The organism is Planomonospora parontospora (assembly GCA_014647935.1).
In the GTDB taxonomy this organism is placed as follows: Bacteria; Actinomycetota; Actinomycetes; order Streptosporangiales; family Streptosporangiaceae; genus Planomonospora; species Planomonospora parontospora.
Window position 1 is genome coordinate 102,867 of the sequence record BMQD01000002.1, and the last position, 22,391, is coordinate 125,257.

Below are 22,391 nucleotides of genomic sequence, written 5' to 3' on the forward strand. Positions count from 1 at the left end.
ATCGGGCACGCCGGGCATGCCGGGCACCCTGACGCGGCGGGCGCTGCTCGCCGGCGTCGGGGCGGCGGGGGGCGCGGGGGCGATGTTCGCCGCGATGGGCGCGCTCGGGCTGGCCCCCGACTCCCAGGACCGGGCGTTCACCCCGCCGCAGCGCTCCGACTTCTCCCTCACCGGCCGGGGCGCGGCGAAGGTCGTGGTCCTCGGAGCCGGGATCGCCGGTCTGACCTGCGCCTACGAGCTCGGCAAGGCCGGATACGACTGCACCGTCCTGGAGGCCGCGGGCCGGGTGGGCGGCAGGAACCTCACGGTCCGGGGCGGAGACCGGCTGACGGAGCTCGGCGGGGAGACGCAGACGGCGGAGTTCGGGCCGGACGTCTACTTCAACGCCGGTCCCGGCCGGATCGCGCAGTGGATGGTCACCATGGACTACTGCCGCGAGCTGGGCGTGCCCCTGGAGGTCTTCGTCAACGGCAACGCCTCGGCGTACGTGCGCACCCACGCGATGGACGCCCCGGTCCGGGTCCGCACGGCCCGCGCGGACATGTACGGCTACATCGCCGAGCTGCTGGCCAAGGCCGCCGACGCGGGCGCGCTGGACCGGCGGCTGACGGGGGAGGACCGCGAGCGGCTGACGGAGTTCCTGCGCCGCTTCGGCGACCTCGGCCCGGACCTGTCCTACCGGGGCTCCCCGCGCCGGGGTTTCACCGTCTACCCGGGGCACGGGAGCGGCGAGCCGCTGGCCGGGCCGCCCCCGCTGGGCGAGGTGCTCGCCGCGGGGACCGGGCGGGCCCTCACCGCGGACTTCGGCTTCGAGCAGGCCATGCCGATGTTCCAGCCGGTCGGCGGGATGGACGCGATCGTACGGGCCCTGGTGCGCGAGGTCGGCGAGGAGCGGATCCTGACCGGCGCCCCGGTCACCGGCGTACGGAACCTGCCGGACGGCGTCGAGGTGACGTACTCCGGCGGCCCCGGCGGCTCCGGCGGGGCGGTCCGCGCCGACTACTGCGTGGCCACCCTCCCGCCCCACCTGCTCGCGCGCGTCCCGCACAACCTGGGCGCCCGGGTCACCGCCGCCCTGCGGACCCCCACGCCGGTCGCCGCGGGCAAGCTGGGGCTGGAGTACGGCAGGCGCTGGTGGGAGACCGACGACCGCATCTACGGCGGCATCACCGAGACGGACCTGGACATCACCCACATCTGGTACCCCTCGCACGGCTACCACGGCAGGACCGGCCTGCTCGTCGGCTACTACAACACCGGGGCGGAGGCCGAGCTGTACGGCAGCCTGCCGCACCATGAGCGCCGGGCCCGCGCGCTCACCCAGGGCAAGAAGATCCACGGCGAGAAGTACCGCGCCGAGCTGCGCTCCAGCGTCTCCGTAGCCTGGCACCGCCGCCCGCACGTCGAGGGCGGGTGGGCCGTGTGGCCCTCCTACGGCGGGGCCTTCACCGTCCTGCAGCAGCCCGCCGGCCGGGTCCACTTCGCCGGGGACTGGCTCACCCACCTGGTCGCCTGGCAGGCCGGTGCCATGGAGTCGGCGCGCAAGGCCGTGACCGCCCTGCACCAGCGGGTCCTGGCGGCCTCCTGAGCGGCGGCGGTCCCGGCCGGTGGGGCCGCCGGACGGGCCCGGCGACGGCGGCCGGTCCGGCCGGATCGCGGCGCCCGGGCGCCGGGAGAGGCCGGTACCTGGCAAACTGACGCCGAAATGAGATTGCGCGTTACCTCCGCTTGGGAAACCGTTGAGGCGTGCCAGACGTTGTTCGAACGGGGAATGTGGCCTGATGGTTCATCTCGTAGGCGGGGTTTAAGCCGGTATGGTGCTTCATGCCATGAATCAGGACGATCGACTGGGCCCGTACCGACTGCTGCGGCGGCTCGGTGAGGGCGGCATGGGCGTGGTGCACCTCGCCGTCGACCCGCAGGGACGACAGGTCGCGGTGAAGGTCCTGCGCTCGGAGGTGGCGGGCGACGACGTCGCGCGCCGCCGTCTCTCGCGCGAGGTCGAGACCATGCGGCGGGTGCGCAGCGAGTACATCGCGGAGGTGCTCGACGCCGACGTGACCGGCCACCGCCCCTACATCGTCACCAGATACGTCGCCGGAGACCCGCTGGACGAGGTCGTCAAGCAGGAGGGCCCCTTCGATCTCCCCGCGCTGCTCCAGGTCGCCCACGGGGTCGCCTCGGCGCTGGCCTCCGTGCACTCCGTCGGGGTGATCCACCGCGACCTCAAGCCCGGCAACGTGCTCATCCTGGACGGCAGGCCCGTCCTCATCGACTTCGGCATCGCCCAGGCGGTGGACGCCACCCGGCTCACCCAGACGGGCATGTTCATCGGCACGCCCGGCTACCTGGCCCCCGAGATCATCGAGGGGCACGAGGCCGGACCGGAGGTGGACGTGCACGCCTGGGCGGGCACGCTCGTCTTCGCCGCCACCGGCCAGCCGCCCTTCGGCAAGGGCACGCTGGAGATGATCTTCTACAACATCACCGCGGGCCGGGCGAACGTGGACGGCGCCCCGCCGGAGCTCCAGCCGGTGCTGCGCGCCGCGCTCCAGCGCGACCCGTCCAAGCGGCCCCCGGCCGCGGAGCTGGCCGCCGAGACGGCGCGCCTGATGGCCAGGACGGGCGGGGGCCGGCCCCGCGTCCCCGACGAGATCACCACCGTCCCGAGCTTCGACGACCCGGTCCCGGGCGGCCGCGGAGGCACCGGCGGCCACGCGGGTCCGGGCGGCCGCGGAGGCGGGGGCGGGCGGGGCACGGGCGGCCACGGTGCGCCGGCGGCGCCGGCCGGTGCCGGGGCCGCGGATTTCGCCACGGGCTCGCTCCTGCCCGCCGACCCGGGGGACGTGCCGACGCCGGTGTCCTCGCGACCGGCGGGTCCCGCGCCGTCCACGCCGTGGCCCCCGGCGGCCCGTCCGGGCGAATACTCCTCGCTGCTCGACTCCGACCAGCCCGACCCGTGGCCGACCCGCAGGGTGACGTCCGAGGAGCTGCGCCAGGCGGGGGCCCCCTCCCCGTCCGCGCGGCCCTCGCACGACCTGCCCACCGGGCTGCTCGGCCAGGAGGACGTCCCCACCACCAGGGCCCCCGGCCGCGACCGGACGGGTCAGGCGGGGCAGGGCGGGTCAGGGCGGGGCGAGGCAGGGCGGGCCGGGCGGAGCGGCCCGGACCACGGCGTCCCGGACCACGGCGTCCCGGACCACGGTGCTCCGGGACGGCCGGCGGGACCGCACGGGTCCGGTGCGGCCGGCCTGCTCGGTCCCACGGCCCCGGTGCCCGACGGGGACATCCCGACCCAGCGGGTCCGCCCCCAGGACCTGCCGGAGCACATGCGCGGCCCCGGCCCGTCCCCGCAGTCGCACCGGCAGCCGCAGCAGCCGTCCTCGCACTCCTATCGGCAGCCGCAGCAGCAGCCGCAGCAGCCGTACCCGCCGCACGCCTCGTTCGAGCAGCCGCACGCCTCGTTCGAGCGGACGCCGCACGTCCGCCCGGCCGCGACGCCGCAGTACCCCTATCCCCCGGCGGACCGGCACGGCCAGGCCGCCCCCGGTCCGTTCCACCCGGACGGGCGGCAGGTCCAGGGCCCGGGGCACCAGGGACACCACGGGCGGCAAGGACAGCCGGAGCGGCAGGGGCACCAGGGACGGAGTCACGCGGTGCAGCCCTCCGGGGTCCACGGCGTGGCGAGCGCGCTGCTGCTGGTGGTCGTGGCGGTCGTGGCGGTCGTGCTGCCGGTCCTCGTCTGGCTCGCGGTGATCCCGGTCGTCATCCTGCTGCGCGCCGCCGACATCGCCCAGCCGAGGCTCAACGCGCGCCGCCCGGCCGGCGAGGCGGCGGCCGACGTGCTCCGGGTGCTCGCCATGCCGGGCGCGCTGCTGAAGTCGGCCGGCGTCACGGCCGCGCTCGTGCCGTACGGGCTCATCCTCGGCCTGCCGGTGACGCTGCTGCTTGCCGTGCTGGTCCCGCGGATGCCCGCGGTCAACGCGCTCGGCTGGGGGGCGGCGATCGCCCTGGCGACGGTCTGCGCAGGTCCCGGAGTGGAGGGCCCCGGACGCCAGACGCGACGTACGCTGGCATCACTGGTGCCGTCGCGGAACGGTGCCGTGGCCGTGGCCGCCGCGCTGGGCGTGGTGGCCGCGCTGACGGTCTACCTCGCGGGCGACACCGTGGGGACCGGTGCGAGGAAGGCGGAGTGGCGGCCCGCGGACGTCGGGACGGTGGTGAAGGAACTGGACGGGTTACGGAGGAAGGCGCGATGACGGGGGACACGCAGGCGCCCGAGCGGCTGGGGCCGTACCGGCTGCTGAGGAAGATCGGCGAGGGCGGCATGGGAGCCGTCCACCTGGGGCTCGACGAGGACGGGCGCGAGGTGGCCGTCAAGGTCCTGCACCCGCACGTGGCCGCCGACCTCAAGGCGCGCGACCGGCTCACCCGCGAGGTGGAGACCATGCGGCGGGTGCGCAGCCCGCACGTCGCGGAGGTGCTGGACGCCCGGCTGACCGGCGCGCAGCCGTACATCGTGACCCGTTTCGCCCCCGGCCGGACGCTGGAGGAGACCGTCCTGGCGGACGGCCCGCTCCCCGACGACCAGGTGATCCGGCTGGCGCGGGGCCTGTGCGCCGCGCTGGTGGCCATCCACGCCGCCGACGTGGTCCACCGCGATCTCAAGCCGGCCAACGTGATGCTCGTCGACGGCGACCCGCTGGTCATCGACTTCGGCATCGCGCACCTGGTCAACGCGACCCGGCTGACCCAGACGGGCATGTTCGTCGGCACGCCCGGCTACCTCGCCCCGGAGATCATCCGGGACTCCGAGATCACCCAGGCGGCCGACGTGCACGCGCTGGCCTCCACGGTCTTCTTCGCCGCGACCGGCAAGCCGCCGTTCGGCACGGGCAGCTTCGAGGTCGTCTGCTTCAACATCATGGAGGGCCGGGCCAACCTCGACCTGGCCCCCGCCTGGCTGCGCGGCTGGCTCCGCCGGGCGCTGGACGTCGACGCCGCGGCCCGGCCGGGCGCGCAGGAGCTCTACCGGGCGGCGCGCTCCCTCGACCCCGCGGTGACGGCGTTCCGCTCCGAGCCCCACACCGGGTCCCATGCGGAACCGCCGCCCCGCACCGCCGTGCTCGGCGGCACCCGGGTGCTGCCCGGAGAGGCCCCGCCGCCGGACGGCACGAAGATCATCGATCCGGTCCCGCCGGACGGGACCGAGGTGATCGGCCGGATGCCGTCCGACGGCACCAGGGTGCTCGACCCGGCCCCGCCGGACGGCACGAAGATCATCGACCCGGTCCCGTCCGCACCCGCGAACGGCGCCCGGGCCCTGGCGCAGGACGAGACGTTCTCCGACCTGCTCCCCCCGGTGGAGTACGCCAAGCCCGACCGGCGCGACCGCAAGGTCCGTGACCCCCGTGACCCCCGTGACCCCCGCGACGACCGGGGCCGCTCCGCCGCCGCGGCGCCGCCGCCGTACGTCCCGGCCGCCCCGCCGCCGTACGTCCCGGCCCCGCCCGCCGCGCGGCGGGCCGCCCCGCCGCCCTATCCCGACCAGCGGGTCGCCGGCTACCCGGCGCCGCAGCCGACGGGCCCGGCGCAGCCGTATCCGCCCCCGGCCACCCAGCCCCGGGGCTACGCCCCGCCCGCCCCGCGCCACACCCCGCCCGCCCCGGAGCGGCAGGCGCGTCCTCCGTACCGCACCGGCCACCCGCTGGCCGCGCTGCTGCTGCTGGTGATCGCGGTCGGGCTGGCCTGCGTGCTGCCCGTCGCGGTGAGCGCGATCGCGCTGGTGGCGGTGCTCTGCCTCCGGGTGGGCGAGAACCTCTTCGGCGACCTGGCCGAGCGGCGCTCGGTGCGGGGCAGCAGCGCCTCCGACCCGCTGCTCGTGCTGGTCGGCACGCCCTGGGCGCTGCTCAAAGCCGCGACGGCGACGCTGCTCACCGGCCCGCTGGCCGCGATGTTCGGCATGTGCGTCTGGGGGGCGCTGGTCTACATCGGCAAGATGGGCACCGACCAGGCCGCCGCCTACGCGGCGGGCGCCTTCGTGGCGGGGCTGTTCGTGCTGCCCGGCGGGGGCAAACCCCGCAAGGCCGTCTCCCGCGCGCTGACCGGGGTGATCCGCAGCCCGGGCGCCGCCATGGTCACCACGATCATCCTGGGCACGCTGGCCTTCTTCACGGTGATGGCGGCGCTGGGGATGAACCCGTCCTTCGACCCGTGGCGACCGCCGTCCGTCGCGGTCCGCGAGCTGACCGAGAGCTGGAAGGCCCAGGCGAACGAGAGCGCGATGGGCGTGATGGACCTCATCGGGGGCCTGGTGGACGACCTGCTCAAGAGCGTGGGCCTCGGGTTCCTGTCCTTCTGGAAGTGACCTCCTCCGCCCCGTCCGGCGGCGGAGGTCTCCGCGCCCCGCGGAGCCCGATGACCGTCCCTTGTGCCGGGCACGGCGGGCGGGTGTCGTTCGGCCCGGGTTCGGTGTCCGGAGATGGGGGGTTTCTTGCCCGCGCCCCGTGCGATCCCGCGATCGCTGGGGGACGATGAAGGGGAGCCGCCGGAGGGAGTCGCATGGGAGCGCCGGACGACGGGCACTGCGGGCCGTACCGACTGCTCTCGCCGCTGGGGGCGGGAGGCTTCGGGGAGGTCCACCTCGCGCTGGACCCCGGAGGGCGCACGGCGGCGGTCAAGGTCCTGCATCCGCACGTGGCGGCCGACGGCACGGCCCTGGCCCGGCTGGCCCGCGAGGTGGAGGCCATGCGCCGGGTGCGCAGCCCGCACGTCGCCGAGCTCCTCGGCGCCTCGCTGGACGGCGACCGCCCCTACCTGGCCACCCGCTACGTCCAGGGCCGCCCGCTCGACGCGGTGGTCGCCGCCGCCGGCCCGGTCGCCGGGGACGATCTCGTACGGCTGGCGCGCGGCCTGGCCGAGGCGCTGGCCGCGATCCACGCCTCGGGGGTGGTCCACCGCGACCTGAAGCCGGCCAACGTCATCTGCGAGGGCGGCGAGCCGGTCGTGATCGACTTCGGCATCGCGTGCCTGCTCGACTCCGCCGCGGTCACCGCCTCCGGGGCGGTCCTCGGCACGCCGGGCTACCTCGCGCCGGAGGTCCTGGAGGGTGGCGGGGCGGGGCCGGAGGCCGACGTCTTCTCGTTCGCGGCCACGCTGGCCTACGCGGCGACCGGCCGCCACCCGTACGGCACCGGCCCGGCCTCGGCGGTCGGCTACCGGGTCGTGCACCACGATCCCGACCTCGGCGACGTGCCGTCCTGGCTGGAGCCGCTGCTGCGGGAGTGCCTGGCCCGCGACCCGGCCGACCGGCCGCCCGCGAGCCTGCTGCCGCTCCGCCTGGCGGCCCCGGAGCCCGGTGCCCGCCCACTGGTGGCCGCAGAACCCGGTCCCCGGCCGCTGGTGGCCTCGGAGTCCGGCGCCCGCCCGTCGGCGCACCCGGAGGCCGGTGCCCGCCCGCCGGCGCCCTCCGGCGGCGCGCCGGAGGCGGCGGTCCGCGGGGCCCCCGCCACCGGGGTGCAGGGCCTCAGCACACGGGAGTGGCGCCCGGGCCGCCGCGTTCGGTCCGCGGCCTTCCCGCCGGAGGCCCGGGAGCGTCGCCGGGCCGTGCTCCACCGGCGCTGGGCCGTCGGGACCGGTCTGTTCACGGCGCTGGCGGCGGCCACGGCCAAGAGCCCGCTGCCCGAGGTCTCGCTGCTGCTGCTGACGGTCTACGGCTCGGTGATGCTCGTCGACGGGGGAGTGGCCCTGTTCGCCCGGCGGAACCGCGGCCGGGCGGTCCTCGACCTGTCCTGCGCCGCCGGGGTCGTCCTGCTCTGGGCCGTCCTGGCGGCGTTCTTCAGCCCGCTCAGCCTGGGCCTGGCGCTGGGCACCGTGGTCCTCGTGCTGGTCGTCATCCTGCTGAGCAGCTGATCCCCGCCCGTCCGCCGCTTCCGGAACATAGTTCGGTATGGTGGAGGGGGTGACTCGCCGGGTAGGAGCCCACCGGGCGGCGGAAGCCGTACGGGGCGGCGGTTTGCGCCTAAGCTACCGATGGGTAACATGAGGGCGGGGGACCAGGATCGGGCACGTCCCGGCCGGGCCACCCGCTGTCACGACGCCCTCGGGCACCTGGCAGTCTTGGCATCCGCGTGCACGTGCCCCGCGTGCGCGTACCGAGCATCCGGCGTCAGCCGCGGCGACGCGGCGGCGCACGCGAACACGGGAGGTCGGCCACCGGCCATGAACATCGTCGTCTGCGTGAAGCAGGTCCCCGACACGGCGACCGAGCGCAAGCTGAGGTCCGATGACAAGACGCTCGACCGCGATGCCGCCGACGGCGTCATCAACGAGCTGTGTGAGTACGCGGTCGAGGAGGCGCTGCTGCTGAAGGAGGCCCACGGCGGTGAGGTGACCGTCCTCACCATGGGTCCCGACAAGGCCAGCGACACCATCCGCAAGGCCCTGGCCATGGGCGCCGACAAGGCCGTCCACCTGGTCGACGACGCCCTGCACGGCTCGGACGCGCTGGGCACCTCCCACGCCATGGCCCAGGCGCTGAAGAAGATCGGGTTCGACCTGGTCATCCTCGGCTCGGAGTCCACCGACGCCCGCACCGGCGTGCTCGCCGCCATGCTGGCCGAGCGCCTGGGCGTGCCGCAGCTCACCTTCGCCAAGAAGGTCGAGGTCGACGGGTCGTCCATCGCGGTCCAGCGCGTCACCGACTACGGCTACGACAAGGTCGAGGCCACGCTGCCCGCCGTCGTCTCCGTGGTGGAGAAGATCAACGAGCCGCGTTACCCGTCCTTCAAGGGCATCATGGCGGCCAAGAAGAAGCCGGTCGAGAAGCTCGGCGTCGCCGACGCCGGGATCGACGCCTCCCAGGTCGGCCTGGCCAACTCCTGGAGCGAGGTCGTCGACTTCGCCGCGGCCCCGCCGCGCGCGGCCGGCACGATCGTCAAGGACGAGGGCGACGGCGGCGTGAAGGCCGCCGAGTTCCTCGCGTCGAAGAAGTTCGTCTGAGGACGGGGGAATAGCTGACATGTCCGAAGTTCTCGTTCTCGTCGAGCACGTCGAAGGCCAGATCAAGAAGGTCACGCTCGAGCTGCTGACGCTCGCCCGCAAGCTGGGCGCCCCGTCGGCCGTCTGGACCGGGCCGGGCTACTCCGCCGAGGCCAAGGCCAAGCTGGCCGAGCACGGCGCCGAGAAGATCTACGTCGCCGACTCCGCGGACATCACCGACTACGTGGTGGCGCCGAAGGTGGACCTGCTGGCCCAGCTCGTCTCCTCGGCCTCCCCGGCCGCGGTGCTCGTCGCCGCCACGGCCGAGGCGAAGGAGATCGCCGGCCGGCTCGCCGTACGGACCGACTCCGGCGTGCTGACCGACGTCGTCGGCATCGAGGAGGGCCTGGTCGCCGACCAGTCCATCTTCGGCGGCGGCGTCAACGTCCGCGCGCGCGTCACCAAGGGCCTGCCGATCATCGCGGTCCGCCCGAACGCGAGCCCGGTCGAGGCCGCCGCGGGCGCGGGCGCCGAGGAGCAGGTCAGCGTGGCCGTCTCCGAGGCGTCCAAGGCCGCCAGGGTCGTGGAGCGGGTCAAGGAGGAGAAGGGCGCCCGTCCGGAGCTCACCGAGGCCGCGATCGTGGTCTCCGGTGGCCGGGGCGTGGGCTCGGCCGAGAACTTCTCGCTCATCGAGAAGCTGGCCGACTCGCTCGGCGCGGCCGTCGGCGCCTCCCGCGCCGCCACCGACGCCGGCTGGTACCCGCACCAGTTCCAGGTCGGCCAGACCGGCAAGACGGTCTCGCCGCAGCTCTACATCGCGGCGGGCATCTCCGGGGCCATCCAGCACCGGGCCGGCATGCAGACCGCCAAGACGATCGTCGCCGTCAACAAGGACCCCGAGGCGCCGATCTTCGAGCTCGCCGACTTCGGCGTGGTGGGCGACCTCAACCAGGTCGTCCCGCAGCTGACCGAAGAGATCGCCAAGCGCAAGTAGGCGATCGCACGCGGACGGAGGCGAGGGGCGGGGAGCACATGCTCCCCGCCCCTCCTTCGTATGTCAGCCGGCCAGGGTGAGCTCGGGCTCGGGGGAGCGGGCCGGGGCGGCGGAGGCCGTACCCGCGCCGGTCCGGGGCAGGAACCGGGCGGCCACGGCGATCAGGACGCCGAGCGCGACGGCGCCGCCGAGCGCGGTCCGCAGTGACGACAGATCCGACAGGAAACCGATGGCCACCGGGCCGAGCAGCAGGCCGGCGTAGCCCATCGCGCCCGTCTGGGCGATGGCGGGGCCCGGGTTGCGGGTCGCCTCGCCGGCCATGGACATGGCCACCGGGGAGACCGTCACCACCGCGAGGCCGACGAGGAACATGGCCGCGACGGCGACCGGCGCCGAGGGGACCGTGATGACCACGGCGAAGGTGGCGGCGGTGGCCAGCCCGGAGAGGACGATCATGTTCCGGGCGCCGAACCTGGCCCGGACGCGGTCGCCGGCGAGGCGGGCCAGCAGCATGCCGACCTCGAAGACCGGGTAGCCGAGGGCGGCGACGGCCTCCGGGGCGCCCAGCGTGTCGCGCAGGTACAGGCCGTTCCAGTCGGCGATCGTGCCCTCGACCATGAAGGCGCAGAACGCGATCACGCCGAGCAGGTAGACCACCGGGGGCATGCGGTGCCGGGCCCCGTCGCGGGCGGCCGGTTCCGGGGCGGGGTCGGGCAGGTAGGAGCGGCTGACGGCGACCAGCACGGGCAGCGCGGCCAGTGCGACCAGGACCAGGTGGGCGGTGACCGACAGGCCCGCCGCGATGGCCGCGGTGCCGACCACGCCGGCGGCGATCGCGCCGACGCACCAGCCGGCGTGCATGCCGTTCATCAGCGGGCGGCCGTGGGCGCGCTCGACGGTCGAGCCCTGCGCGTTCATCGCGACGTCCACCGCGCCGAACGCCAGGCCGAACAGCCCGGCGGCGGCCAGCAGCAGCGGGAAGGTCGGCGCGAACGCCAGCAGGACCAGGGCCGCGGCGCAGAGGGGAGCGCCGACCCGCAGGACGCTCCGGCTGCCGACGCGCGTCATCACGCCGCGCATCGACTGCATGGTCACCAGCGCGCCCAGGCCCCACACGAGCAGGGTGACGCCGATCGACGTCTCGGACAGGCCGAGTTTGTCGGACAGCGCGGGCAGACGCACGGTCATCGATCCACACAGCAGGCCGCCGAGGACGAAAGTGAGGATTGCCCCGTTACGGGCCCTCCTCAGGTCGCGGGTCATGACTCGATCCCTTCATAAGAGGTTTGCAGGTGACGGCTATCGGGCAGACACAAGCCGGTCGCTTCCGCCGCGTGCGGGAGCGACCACCAATCCGTGTGCGCGGGGCCCGTCGCGGACGGGAGCGGGCCGGAGACCGGGGCCCGGGGGACACGAGCCCGCCGGGCCGGCGAGGCCGGTGGCGGGGCGCGGTCAGCCGCCGAGCAGGTCCAGCAGCCGCCGTTCCAGCTCGGCGTAGTGCCGCCCGTCGTAGAGCCCGGGGTCGTGGCTGGCCACGTCCCACACGCCTTCGCAGGCGAGGCGCACGATCCGCGCGGCCACCGGGTCGGGCTCGCTCTCCAGCCCCTCGCGGTGCCAGCGGGCCATCGCCTCGCGCAGCGGGGTGAGGAGATAGAGGTTGCCGGAGGCCCCGGTGACCACCGCCCAGCGGCGGAGCCTGCCGCTCTGGACGGCGGCGAACGTGGCGGCCAGGTAGTTCTTGGTGTAGGTGTCGTGGCCCTGGGCGGCGACGAGTTCGTCGAACTCCTCGATCAGTCGCTCGACCATGCCCTTGATCAGGGCTTCCTTGGTGGCGAAGTGATAGAGCAGGCCGCCCTTGCTGCAGCCGGCGCGCTCGGCGACGGCCGCCAGGGTGAGCGCGGAGGAGCCCTGGTCGGACAGCAGGCCCTCGGCCGCGTCCAGCAGCTCCTCGCGTCTCATGCCGAGCACTGTACCGTCCGGACGGTACAGCGGCAAGCTCGGGGGGACCGCCCCTCACGGTCGCGGATACGCTTGGAGGGCTGAAAAAGAGTTGCGGAGGGGAGTGCGGCTGTGGAGTCCGCCTATCTCGACCATGCGGCGACCACGCCGATGCTTCCCGAGGCGATCGAGGCGATGACCGCCCGGCTCGGCCAGGTGGGCAACGCCTCCTCGCTGCACGCGGCGGGCCGCCGCGTCCGCCGGGTGGTGGAGGAGGCACGCGAGTCCATCGCGGACGCCCTCGGCGCCCGGCCCAGCGAGGTCGTCTTCACCGCGGGGGGCACCGAGGCCGACAACCTGGCGATCAAGGGTCTCTACTGGTCGCGGCGGGCGGCCGGGGCGACCCGCATCCTGGTCAGCGCGGTCGAGCACCACGCCGCGCTCGACCCCGCGCACTGGCTGGCCGACCACCAGGGCGCCACCGTCGAACTGCTCGACGTCGACGAGTTCGGCCGGGTCCACCCGCAGACGCTGCGCGACGCCATCGAGCGCGACCCGGACGGCGTCGCCCTGGTGAGCGTGATGTGGGCCAACAACGAGGTCGGCACCGTCCAGCCCGTCCGGGTGCTCGCCGCGATCGCCCGGGACCACGGCATCCCGTTCCACACCGACGCGGTCCAGGCCGTCGGCCAGCTCCCGGTGGTCTTCGCGGACTCCGGGGTGGACGCGCTGACGCTCTCGGGACACAAGATCGGCGGCCCGATGGGCGTCGGCGCGCTGCTGCTGGCCCGCGGGGTCGAGCCGGTGCCGGTGCTGCACGGCGGCGGCCAGGAGCGCGACGTGCGCTCGGGCACCCTCGACGCCCCGGCGATCGCCGGGCTCGCGGCGGCCGTGCGGGCCGCGGTCGCCCACCGGGCCGAGACCGCCGCCCGGCTGACGGAGCTCCGCGACGACCTCATCCGCCGCGTACGGCAGGCGGTCCCCGACGTGATCCTCAACGGCGACCCGGTGAACCGCCTGCCCGGCAACGCGCACTTCTCCTTCCCCGGCTGCGAGGGCGACGCCCTGCTCATGCTGCTGGACGCCAAGGGCGTGGAGTGCTCCACCGGCTCCGCCTGCTCGGCCGGGGTCGCCCAGCCCTCCCACGTGCTGCTCGCCATGGGCGCGGACGGGATCAGAGCCCGGGGCTCCCTGCGCTTCTCCCTCGGCCACACCTCGACCGGGGCCGACGTCGACCGCGTCGCCGACGTCATCGGCACGGTCGTGGAGCGCGCCCGCCGCGCCGGCCTGACCTGACCCGGCCCCCGGGTCCGGCCCGGTCAGCCGTCGAGCCGGTACAGGCGGAGGAAGTCGTTGTCGACCGGCAGCACGGTGCACCGCCGGAAACCGGCCTCGGCCGCGTACCCGCGCAGGACGTCGGCGCGCAGCACCGTGCCGGTGGCCGCCGAGGGCCGCTCGACCAGCTGGGTGGGCAGGCAGTGCGTGACGCTCCAGCCGTACATCATCCGCTCGACCCCGTCGCCGGGCGCGGTGAACCGGTCGGCCACCCGCTCGTCGGCGACCAGCACCGCGCCGCCGGGGGCGAGGGCGGCGCGGACGGCCCGCAGCGCCTCCACCGGCCGGGCGAAGTCGTGCAGCGCCTCCAGGACGAGCACCAGGTCGTAGGGGCCCGAGGCGGCCATCGAGGCCGCGTCGCCGCACGTCAGGCGGACGCGGTCGCGGAGGCCGGCCCGCGCGGCGTGGTCGCGCGCGTCGGCGATCGAGGCCGCGTCCAGGTCGACGCCCTCCACCAGGGCGTGCGGGAAGGCGCGGGCGAGCGCGAGGACCGCCCAGCCCTGCCCGCACCCCACGTCGGCGACGCGCGGCCGCGGGCCCGTCCCCGGGTCCGCCTCCAGCCGCGCGACCACGTCGGGCAGGGCGGCCAGCCAGGCGGTGGGCAGCTCGTGGGTGAAGGCCGGCCGGTTGATGTGCCCCTGGCCGTGCCGGAACGCCCGGCCGTACGCCTCGTACGGCACGCCCCCGCCGGTGCGGTAGGCCTCGGCCACCCGGGGCAGGACACCGCCGATCCCGGCGAGGAGGTGGGCGAACGGCGCGACGTGCGCGGGATCGTCGGCGTGCAGCAGCACCCGGGCGTGCGCCGGGTCCAGCCGGTAGCGGCGCTCGCCGGCGGACTCCTCGCCGGCGGCCTCCAGCAGGCCGGCGACGGCCTGCTGCTCCAGCCACTCACGCGCGTAGCGCGGCGCGATCCCGGCCCGCTCGGCCAGTCCGGCCGGGGTCAGCGGGCCGTGCCGTTCGAGGGCCCGGTAGAGGCCGAGCTCGGTGCCGAGGTAGACCGAGAAGAGCTCCAGGGCGCCGACGGCGCCGTCGAACAACCGCTCGGCGAGCAGCTCCCCGCGGTCGGTCCCCGGCTGCGGGGAGGGGGCGGTGTCCGGCGCGGTCATGGCCGATCCTTCCTGGTGGACGACGGTGTGCCACCAGGATTTCCGGTACGGGCGCGCGGCGGTATGCAGGAATGCGCATAACGCGGTACGGATTCGGCCAGGCGACGGCGACGGCGATGGCGACCGCCCGGCACCGGCCCGGCCGGTGCCTCGTGCCGCCGGTGCGTCGTCCGATCGGCCCGCCGAGTTCGCCGGAACGGCTCCGCGCGGGCGTGCTCAGCTCAGGAACGGGGAGACGGCGATCCAGCCGGGATCGGTGACGACGTCCACCCGGGGGCGGCCCTCCTCCCAGCTCACCACGAGCTCCTTGGCGTGGATCGCCGCCTCCCCCGCCGGGTCGGCGTAGACGTGCAGCACCCGCTGTCCCTCGGCACTGGTGTGCACGGCGAGCACGGCGGAGCCGTTCAAGCGGCTGATCCGCCCGGCCAGGCGCTCCTCGAAGTCGCGCAACGCGTCCAGGGAGGGCCCGGTGGGCAGGCCGTCGGCGTCGCGGTGCAGGTAGGGCAGGGTGATCGCGATGTGCTGGTCGAACAGCGGGTGGTCGACCGGGCGGAGCGGGTAGCGGGCGGTGGCGATCAGGCGGGCGCCGCCGATGGTCTCGCCCTCCAGCAGCGCCCACTGCTCCTCCCGGAAGCCGGAGGCCAGGTCGGCCACCACCGCGGGCAGGTGGACCGCGGGCACGGCGTCGATCGGCGGGAACCGGGAGGCGGAGACGTCCCCGACCCAGCGGGCCACCTCGTCCTCGCCGAGCAGCCAGTCGAGGGCGAGCAGCGTCGCCTCGGTCCGGGTCTCCTCGTCGACGAGGTCGAAGATCGGATGGTGGGCGACCACGTCGACGCGGGGGGCGCCGTGCGGGGCCCGCAGACCGAGGACGAGCCCGTCCAGCCCGAACCCGTGGCCCCCCACGTCGAGGGTGAGGGTCATGGCCTCCGGGTTGGCCTGCCGGGACGGGTGGAACTCCCACCGCGCGTCGGCGGGCGGCGCGGCGGCGGCCCAACGGTGCGCGACGGGACGCAGCTCGGGGTCTCCGGCGGAGGTGACCACCAGCGCCTGGTCGGCGGCCAGGCCGGGGGCGATCTCCCACACCAGGGAGGGGTGGACCAGCCGCACCGCGGGCGCGATCCGCTCGGCCAGCCGGTCGGCCTCCCCGGCGGCGACCATCGCGTCCAGCTCCGGTCGCGCGCCCTCCCACCACGACCAGAACTCCGCGACGCCGTCGGCGGATTCGCCGGAGGGCTCGCTCTTGCGCCCGAACAGTCGCATGGTCCCGGATTCTCCCAGCACTACGGGGCACCTGCCAACGCGGGTAGGCTCAGGAGGGTTATGGCTCTCCGTGTGCTTGCCGCCATGTCGGGCGGCGTCGACTCAGCCGTGGCCGCCGCTCGCATCGCCGAGGCGGGCCACGACGTCACGGGCGTGCACCTGGCGCTCTCGGCCAACCCGCAGTCCTACCGGACCGGTGCCCGGGGGTGCTGCACGATCGAGGACTCCCGCGACGCCCGCCGGGCCGCCGACGTGATCGGCATCCCCTTCTACATCTGGGACATGGCCGAGCGGTTCCACCGGGACGTGGTCGAGGACTTCGTCAGCGAGTACGCCGCCGGCCGCACGCCCAACCCGTGCCTGCGCTGCAACGAGAAGATCAAATTCGAGGCGGTGCTCGACCGGGCCCTCGCCCTGGGCTTCGACGCCGTGGCCACCGGGCACCACGCCCGGATCGTCGACGGCGTGCTGCACCGCAGCCCCGACGAGGGCAAGGACCAGTCCTACGTGCTCGGCGTGCTCACCCGCGAGCAGCTCGGCCACGCGATCTTCCCGCTCGGTGACTCGACCAAGACCGAGGTCCGCGCCGAGGCCGCGCGCCGCGGGCTCATGGTGGCCGACAAGCCCGACAGCCACGACATCTGCTTCATCGCCGACGGCGACACCCGGGGCTTCCTGGCCGACCGCCTCGGCGCGGCCGAGGGCCCGATCGTGGACGAGTCGGGCGAGGTCGTGGGCAGCCACGAGGGCGCCTACGGCTTCACCGTCGGCCAGCGCAAGGGCCTGCGCATCGACCGCCCGGCCGCCGACGGCAGGCCGCGCTACGTGCTGTCCATCGAACCGGTCTCCAACACGGTCACGGTCGGCCCGCGCTCGTCCCTGGAGGTCAGGGCCATCGAGGCCGTCCGCCCGGTCTGGAACGGCCCGGTCGACGCGCCCCGCGAGCCGCTGGCCTGCATCGTCCAGCTCCGCGCGCACGGCGAGGTGTACGGCTGCCGCGCGCAGGTGTCCGGCGACGGGGAGCGGCTCCACCTGGAGCTGGACGCCCCGGCGACGGGGGTGGCGGCGGGCCAGGCCGCGGTGCTCTACCTCGGCGACACCGTGATCGGCTCCGCCACCATCGCCTCCGCGGCCTGAGCGGCCTGACCTGACCGGCACGGCCTGACCGGTTTGAGCGGCGGTCCGGCTCCGCGCCGGTCCGCCGCGGCCCCTCGGCGTCGCGAGGGCCGACGCCGTCTCAGAGCAGGGTGACCGACTCGCCGGGCTTGAGACGGCGCATGTCGGCCTGCTGCTTCTCCGACTCCAGCGCCAGCCACCGGTCGACGATGCCCAGGCCGATCTCGTTGAGCAGCCCGTCGTGGGTGGAGAAGGCCCGGGCGGGACGGACCTCGCGCAGGTAGGCGATCAGCTCCGACCCCTTCAGCCACGGCGCGTTGGTCGGCGCCAGCAGCGTGGGCACCTCGACGCCCGGCGGGGTGAGCGCGTCGCCGGGGTAGAAGACCTCGTCGTCCACCATGAAGCCGACGTTCTGCACGATCGGCTGGTCGGGGTGGTTCGGCGCGTGCCACTCGCCGACCGCCTTCACCCGGAACCCGGCCGCGTCGAACGCGTCGCCGTCCCGCACGACGTGGATCTCCGCCGGGACTCCGGCCAGCGCGGTGGCCACGCCCTCGCAGGTCCAGATCTCCAGGGACGGGTCGGCCTCGGCGGCGCGGCGCAGCCGCTCGGGCTCGACGTGGTCGAAGTGCTCGTGGGTGATGAGCACGGCCCGGGCGCCGTCGAGCGCGGACTCCTCGCTGAAGGAACCCGGGTCGATCACCAGCGCCGAATCACTCTTCTCCAGGCGCACGCACGCATGTCCGAACTTCGTGAGCTTCATCATCACACTCTATAGAGAGACGGTCGGAGGGCTGGGAGCCCGGCGGCCCGGGGCGGGGAGCCCGCGGACGGCGCCGCCGGGATCGGTGCCGGCGGAGCCGGTCCGGGGGCGAGGAGCCCGCCGGTGCCGGGGGACGGGCGGCCGGTCCGGGTCAGTAGCCGACGTAGCCGGTGCCGTTCTTCGTGCCGACCACGCCGGGCACCGCCGAGACGGAGCCGTAGCGCCCGATGGCGTACCGGACCCCGGCGATGATGTTGTCCACCGGATCGTAGATGTCCTTGTGGCCGGGGAGGGACCAGCGGTCGAAGGTCGGGTCGATGGTCTGCATCAGCCCCTTGGACGGGATGCCCGCCGCCGCGTTGGAGTCCCAGTTGTTGATCGCGTGCGGGTTCCCGCCGGACTCGTGCTGGATGATCATCCAGATGTCGCTGGGGTTCATCTTCTCGGCGGGGTACCCCTGCGCCTTGAGGATCTCGATCGCCTGCTCGATCCACTCCTTGACCTGCCCGGTCGGCGCGGGCCCGCCGCCGGGCGGGGGCGGACCGCTCGATCCGTAGCCGCCGAAGCCGCCGTTCCCTCCGCCACCGTTCCCTCCGCCACCGTTCCCTCCGCCGCCGTTCCCGCCGCTCCCGGCTCCGTCCTGCGGCCGGTAGCCCGCGGTCCGCTCCCAGTCGACGGTCCGGCGCGGGCACGAACCGCTCGTCGCCCGCCGCCGCGATGTCGGCGAAGGTCAGGGGCCGCTCGGCCATGTGCCTGGTGACCGCGTCCTTCGCCGCGGTCACGGCCTTGCCGGCGGCCTCGACGTGCGGGCGGGCGTCCGAGACGGCCCGGCCGACCAGCGACCTGATGCCCGGCTCCAGGTCCTTGTCCGACCTGCCGGGGTTCCTCTCGCGGTGGGCGGCCACGTCGTCGAGGAGGGTGCCCATGATGGAACCGATCCTGGTCTCGGCGCTCTCCAGGGCCGCGGCCGCCGTGTCGAGGGCGGTCGCGCAGTCGGTCAGCGCGTCGTGCAGCGCGTCGCCGGCGCGGCCGTAGCGGCGCATGTAGGTGGCGAAGGCGTCGGCGGACTCGCCCTTCCACGCGGCGTCCACCTCGGCGACGGCGCCGCCGAGGCCGCCGGTGTGGTCGCTCACCTTGCCCGCCGCGCTCCGCCAGCGGGCGGCGACGGCGCGGACGGCGGCCGGGTCGCCGTCGACCTTGCCCGCGAGCTCGGACAGCTCGGCGCCGCCGGGCAGGCCGGCGACCTGGTCCCTGAGGCTCATGCTTCCGCCGCCCCGCCGGCCCGGTTCGCGCCGCGGACGTTGTCCTGCACGAGGTCCAGCGCGCGCTCGACGCCCTTCAGCCTGCTCGTGACGCGCCCGAGTTCGCCGTCGACCGCGGTCTCGACCCCGTCGACGGCGGTGGCCAGCGCCGAGGAGTCGGCGAGTTTTCCGAAGACGGACGAGTCGGTCCCCTTGGCGGGATATCCGGCGCCGAGATCGGCGAACTTCCCGGCCAGGGTCCTGGCCGCAGTGCGGCACCGTTCGAGCGCCTCGTAGTGGAGGTCGACACCCGCCATCCGGCTGTCTCCTTCCGGCCGCTACGGAGTCGGACCCGATCGAGCATAGTAGATAAGGATCTTCCGGGAATCGGTCGTTTTTTACTCGACTCCGGTATTCGGCTCGATAATGGGTGACATGCCTGTGACACCAGGGGGAGGGGGCCACCGCTGATGGACGAGTTCCGGGCGGCGATGGACGGGCTCGCCGCGGAGTACGACCGGCAGGCGGAGCGGCTGCGGGACGTGTACGGCAGGCTCGGCGAGTTGTCGGCGACCGCCTCCTCGCGCGACCGCATGGTCACGGTGACGGTGGGGCCGCGCGGCCGGGTGCAGAAGATCGAGTTCGATCCCCGGGCCTACCGGAGACTGTCCCCGTCGGAGCTGGCGCAGACGATCATGGAGCAGATCGACGCGGCGACGGCCGAGGTGGCGGAGGGGACCCGGGAGCTGATGGCGCCCTTCGTGCCGGAGGGCCTGCCGTACGAGGAGGTCTTCGGCGAGGGGGTGGACCTCGCGTCCTTCCTGCCCCGGTCCGCCGACCTCCGGGTGGAGGAGCGCGGATGACGGAGCGGTCCGGGGGCTACCAGGCGGAGCGGGCGGGGCTGCTCCGGCGGGCGCGGGCGTTCGCCGACGAGCGCGACCGGATGGCCGCGGAGTGCGCGGCCCTGGAGGAGGTGTTCCTCCGGGAGGGGCGGCCGCTCGGGGACGACCAGTACGGCGCGGAGCTGGAGCGGAACCTGCCGAAGCTGAAGGAGTCGGTCTTCGGTGGATTCCGGGCGTACATCGACGAACTGGAGGGCGTGCGCAAGGGGCTGATCGCGAACGCCGATGGTTACCGGGCCGCGGAGCAGGCCGGCACCGCCCCCGGTGAGTGAGGCCCGTGGGATTCGACGGCTTCCTGGTCCCGGACTGGGCGAAACCGTGGGTGGGCTGGGTCGTGGGCACGGACTGGCCGGAGGGGGACGAGTCGGCGTGTTTCCGGCTGGCGGACGCGTGCGCGGCGGCGGCGCTGAAGGTGGCCTCGGGCGGGCCGCTCGGCTCGGGGGCGCCGGTCCGGCCGGGTGACGACTGGGACGGCGAGGCGCTGAAGGCGTTCGCCGACCATGTGCGGCGCGTCTCGGGGGGCAGGCAGGCCGACCTGGTGGACCGGCTGGTGGCGGCGGCGCTGGAGTTCAACCGGGTCGGGGTGCAGGTCGAGTACACCAAGCGGATGATCGAGGTGTCGGTCTGGTTCCTGATCCTCCAGATCGCCTGGCTCCTGGCGGCGGCGGCCGGGCCGTGGGGGGCGGTGTCGCTGACGCTGGTCGGTGCGCGGGCGCAGATCGCCAGGATGACGGTCCGGCAGATCGCCCGGCGGCTGCTGCTCAACATCGGGCTGTTCGGGGGACTCATGGCCGGGCTGGACCTGGGCGTGCAGGCGTCCCAGTCGCGGCGCGACTCGATCGACTGGGACCAGGTCCTGGCATCGGCCGGGACGGGTGCGCTGACGGGAGCGTTCCTGACCGGGCTGTCGGGCGGCCTGTCGCGGCTGGCCACCGGAGGGCTGCAGGCCGGTCTGACCCGGGCGGAGATGTCGGCGCTGGAGAAACTGCTGGCGGCGTCGAGCCGGTCGATGTGGGGGCTGATGGGCCAGTCGGCGCTGGCCAACGGCGCGGCCACGGCGGTCTCGCTGGGGTTGAGCGGCGACTTCGACTGGGAGACGGTGCTCAAGGGGACCACGGCGGGCGCGCTCGGGGGCGCGGACGCGCACTGGGCGGGCGCGAGCCCTTCGTGGCGGAGCGGTGATCACGGCGGTCCCGGTGACCTCGGCGGTCCCGGAGGCCCGGGCGGCTCCCGGGGCTCGGACGCTTCCGGTGATACCGGCGGTTCCGGCGGTCCCGGTGCTCGTGACGGTGGTGGTTCCGGCGGTTCCGGTGGCTCCGGTGCTCGTGACGGCGGGAGCCCCGGCAGCTCCGGCGGTTCCGGTGCTCGTGACGGTGGTGGTTCCGGTGGTTCCGGTGTTCCGGAGGGCGCCGGATCGGCGACCCGACTCGCGCAGGCCGCACCCGACGGCGGAGCCGTACCCGGCGCCGGGCGGCCCGGCGACGGCACCGGGTACGGCGGCGCGGGACACGCGGGGGAGGGACGCTCCGGCGCCGGGCACGGCGGACAGGACGGGACCGCGCCGCGTTCGGCCGTCGACAGGTTGCTGAACTGGGGGGACCGGTCGGCGGACGGGCCGGGCCGGGAGACGGCGGGTGGCCGGGACGCCGCCGGTGCCCGGGAGGCGGCGGGTGCTCGAGATGCGGCGGGCGCCCGGGAGGCCGCCGGCGTCCGGGACGCGGTCGTGGGCGACCCGGGTGGAGACCCGGGCGGCGGGCAGGGGCGTGCGGGGGACGCGCAGTTCTCCCCGGAGCAGCTCAGGGAGCTGGCCGACGCCCAGGCGGAGGCGGAGCGGATCCTCGCCGACAGGTTCGGTGACGAGGCCCCGGTGGTCGACTACACCTCCACGCCCATGCACCCCGACATCGCCCGCGAGTACAACCGCGCGCTGGTGCGGCTCGCGGACGGCTTCCCCGAGGTGATGGCCGGGCTCGGCGAGATCAGCACGCGGGACCCGCTCGGCAGGTTCGAGGGGGGCGTCGGCGGTGGCTACTCCGTGCTGAGGGGACCCGACCAGGGGATCTACCTGAACGCGGGGATGCTGGACGACCCGCGGCGCGTCACCGAGCTGTACGCCGACCGGATGCGGGTGGGCTGGCTCTCCCGCGGCTACGAGGACCTCGGCGCGGTCCTGTACCACGAGTTCGGCCACCACCTGCTCCAGGATCTGCCCTACAGCGCGGAGCGCCAGCTGGCGCAGGCGTTCCGGGAGGTGACCGGGCGGCGGCTCGCGGTGGACATGCCGTTCCACCCGGACACTGCCGCGGAGGTGGGGCGGGCGCTGTCGCGCTACGGCGCCGCCGACCCGCACGAGATGGTCGCCGAGGCGTTCGCCGAGTACATGGGGGCGGGCATGCCGCGCCCGCTGGCCATCGCCCTGGGCGTCGTGCTGAGGGCCCACCACCTGCCGGGCGGCGCGGACGGCTGAGCACCGCCGCGCGGCCGCCTCAGACGGCGCCGATCCGCTCCTCGTAGAGGCGGAGCGCGTCCTCCGCGCCCTCGCGCGGCGCGAAGCGGACGCCGCCGTCACCGGGATACGCCGCGCGGTGGTCGAAACCGCCGAGGAAGATCTCGTCCGGCACCCGGCCGGGGAAGGCCTCGCAGTGCGGGATCCACAGGTCGAGCGAGGTCGCGGCCTCGCGGTTGCGGCGCAGCCGCAGGCGGGCACAGGCGTCGCAGATGTTCGGGTCGCGGAGCACGATGTCCTCCTTTCCG

19 protein-coding genes and 1 pseudogene are annotated in these 22,391 nt (G+C 74.9%); 11 read left to right on the forward strand and 9 right to left on the reverse strand.

What is annotated here, in order from left to right; all coding sequences use genetic code 11:
- The first annotated feature begins 16 nt into the window (after positions 1-16).
- The 6 genes from IEZ07_RS03560 (at position 17) to IEZ07_RS03585 (ending at position 9,973) form a co-directional block, all read left to right on the forward strand.
- Positions 17-1,588 carry a flavin monoamine oxidase family protein gene (locus IEZ07_RS03560; protein ID WP_191893483.1) on the forward strand — a complete coding sequence of 524 codons (1,572 nt, stop codon included), beginning with the start codon at positions 17-19 and terminating at the stop codon, positions 1,586-1,588.
- 241 nt (positions 1,589-1,829) lie between these two features.
- Entirely contained in the window at positions 1,830-4,259 is a 2,430-nt protein-coding gene (locus IEZ07_RS03565; RefSeq protein ID WP_191893484.1) for a serine/threonine-protein kinase, read from the forward strand.
- Positions 4,256-6,367: a serine/threonine protein kinase gene (locus tag IEZ07_RS03570; protein ID WP_191893485.1), complete on the forward strand. Its 2,112-nt coding sequence runs from the start codon at positions 4,256-4,258 to the stop codon at positions 6,365-6,367. Before IEZ07_RS03565 ends, IEZ07_RS03570 begins: the two co-directional genes overlap by 4 nt.
- Before the next feature lie 194 nt (positions 6,368-6,561).
- On the forward strand, positions 6,562-7,911 hold the full coding sequence (locus IEZ07_RS03575; RefSeq protein WP_191893486.1) for a serine/threonine-protein kinase: 1,350 nt from the start codon (positions 6,562-6,564) through the stop codon (positions 7,909-7,911).
- Between the two features lie 309 nt (positions 7,912-8,220).
- Positions 8,221-9,000 (forward strand): electron transfer flavoprotein subunit beta/FixA family protein, encoded by a 780-nt coding sequence (locus IEZ07_RS03580; RefSeq protein ID WP_191893487.1) that lies wholly within the window; start codon positions 8,221-8,223, stop codon positions 8,998-9,000.
- 19 nt (positions 9,001-9,019) lie between these two features.
- Positions 9,020-9,973, forward strand: coding sequence for an electron transfer flavoprotein subunit alpha/FixB family protein (locus tag IEZ07_RS03585; protein WP_191893488.1), 954 nt, complete (start codon positions 9,020-9,022; stop codon positions 9,971-9,973).
- Positions 9,974-10,036: 63 nt separating this feature from the next.
- On the opposite strand, the gene IEZ07_RS03590 is transcribed toward IEZ07_RS03585, so the two are convergent.
- Together IEZ07_RS03590 and IEZ07_RS03595 are read right to left on the reverse strand one after the other, a co-directional pair.
- Positions 10,037-11,236 carry an MFS transporter gene (locus IEZ07_RS03590; protein WP_191893489.1) on the reverse strand — a complete coding sequence of 400 codons (1,200 nt, stop codon included), beginning with the start codon at positions 11,234-11,236 and terminating at the stop codon, positions 10,037-10,039.
- 189 nt (positions 11,237-11,425) lie between these two features.
- Positions 11,426-11,932, reverse strand: a complete 507-nt coding sequence (locus IEZ07_RS03595) for a TetR/AcrR family transcriptional regulator (protein ID WP_191893490.1) — start codon at positions 11,930-11,932, stop codon at positions 11,426-11,428.
- Positions 11,933-12,043: 111 nt separating this feature from the next.
- Here IEZ07_RS03595 and IEZ07_RS03600 point away from each other — a divergent pair, with 111 nt between their 5' ends.
- On the forward strand, positions 12,044-13,207 hold the full coding sequence (locus IEZ07_RS03600; protein ID WP_191893491.1) for a cysteine desulfurase family protein: 1,164 nt from the start codon (positions 12,044-12,046) through the stop codon (positions 13,205-13,207).
- Positions 13,208-13,230: 23 nt separating this feature from the next.
- On the opposite strand, the gene IEZ07_RS03605 is transcribed toward IEZ07_RS03600, so the two are convergent.
- Together IEZ07_RS03605 and IEZ07_RS03610 are read right to left on the reverse strand one after the other, a co-directional pair.
- A complete protein-coding gene (locus IEZ07_RS03605; RefSeq protein ID WP_191893492.1) occupies positions 13,231-14,352 on the reverse strand; it encodes a class I SAM-dependent methyltransferase in 1,122 nt (373 codons plus the stop codon).
- Between the two features lie 216 nt (positions 14,353-14,568).
- Positions 14,569-15,615 (reverse strand): DUF695 domain-containing protein, encoded by a 1,047-nt coding sequence (locus IEZ07_RS03610; RefSeq protein ID WP_191893493.1) that lies wholly within the window; start codon positions 15,613-15,615, stop codon positions 14,569-14,571.
- A 60-nt stretch (positions 15,616-15,675) separates the two neighbouring features.
- Here IEZ07_RS03610 and mnmA point away from each other — a divergent pair, with 60 nt between their 5' ends.
- Entirely contained in the window at positions 15,676-16,752 is a 1,077-nt protein-coding gene (gene mnmA / locus IEZ07_RS03615) for a tRNA 2-thiouridine(34) synthase MnmA (protein WP_191893494.1), read from the forward strand.
- Between the two features lie 100 nt (positions 16,753-16,852).
- On the opposite strand, the gene IEZ07_RS03620 is transcribed toward mnmA, so the two are convergent.
- The 4 genes and pseudogenes from IEZ07_RS03620 to IEZ07_RS03630 form a co-directional block, all read right to left on the reverse strand.
- Positions 16,853-17,494 (reverse strand): MBL fold metallo-hydrolase, encoded by a 642-nt coding sequence (locus IEZ07_RS03620; protein ID WP_191893495.1) that lies wholly within the window; start codon positions 17,492-17,494, stop codon positions 16,853-16,855.
- Positions 17,495-17,645: 151 nt separating this feature from the next.
- Positions 17,646-17,933 carry a transglycosylase SLT domain-containing protein gene (locus IEZ07_RS35420; RefSeq protein WP_204054262.1) on the reverse strand — a complete coding sequence of 96 codons (288 nt, stop codon included), beginning with the start codon at positions 17,931-17,933 and terminating at the stop codon, positions 17,646-17,648.
- A 556-nt stretch (positions 17,934-18,489) separates the two neighbouring features.
- A pseudogene (locus IEZ07_RS36245) lies at positions 18,490-18,756 on the reverse strand (WXG100 family type VII secretion target); the annotation flags it as partial.
- Positions 18,753-19,052 (reverse strand): hypothetical protein, encoded by a 300-nt coding sequence (locus IEZ07_RS03630; RefSeq protein WP_068897656.1) that lies wholly within the window; start codon positions 19,050-19,052, stop codon positions 18,753-18,755. The gene IEZ07_RS03630 and the pseudogene IEZ07_RS36245, both read right to left, overlap by 4 nt.
- A 153-nt stretch (positions 19,053-19,205) precedes the next feature.
- On the opposite strand from IEZ07_RS03630, the gene IEZ07_RS03635 reads away from it, so the two are divergent.
- From IEZ07_RS03635 to IEZ07_RS03645, 3 genes are read left to right on the forward strand one after another with little or no spacing between them, the layout of a single operon-like run.
- Positions 19,206-19,598, forward strand: coding sequence for a YbaB/EbfC family nucleoid-associated protein (locus IEZ07_RS03635; RefSeq protein WP_191893496.1), 393 nt, complete (start codon positions 19,206-19,208; stop codon positions 19,596-19,598).
- Positions 19,595-19,909: a hypothetical protein gene (locus IEZ07_RS03640; protein WP_191893497.1), complete on the forward strand. Its 315-nt coding sequence runs from the start codon at positions 19,595-19,597 to the stop codon at positions 19,907-19,909. Before IEZ07_RS03635 ends, IEZ07_RS03640 begins: the two co-directional genes overlap by 4 nt.
- A 5-nt stretch (positions 19,910-19,914) precedes the next feature.
- The gene (locus tag IEZ07_RS03645; RefSeq protein ID WP_191893498.1) at positions 19,915-22,104 is read left to right on the forward strand and encodes a WXG100-like domain-containing protein; all 2,190 of its coding nucleotides are present in this window, start codon (positions 19,915-19,917) and stop codon (positions 22,102-22,104) included.
- A 19-nt stretch (positions 22,105-22,123) separates the two neighbouring features.
- On the opposite strand, the gene IEZ07_RS03650 is transcribed toward IEZ07_RS03645, so the two are convergent.
- Positions 22,124-22,375 (reverse strand): RNA-binding protein, encoded by a 252-nt coding sequence (locus tag IEZ07_RS03650; protein ID WP_191893499.1) that lies wholly within the window; start codon positions 22,373-22,375, stop codon positions 22,124-22,126.
- Between the last annotated feature and the right edge of the window lie 16 nt (positions 22,376-22,391).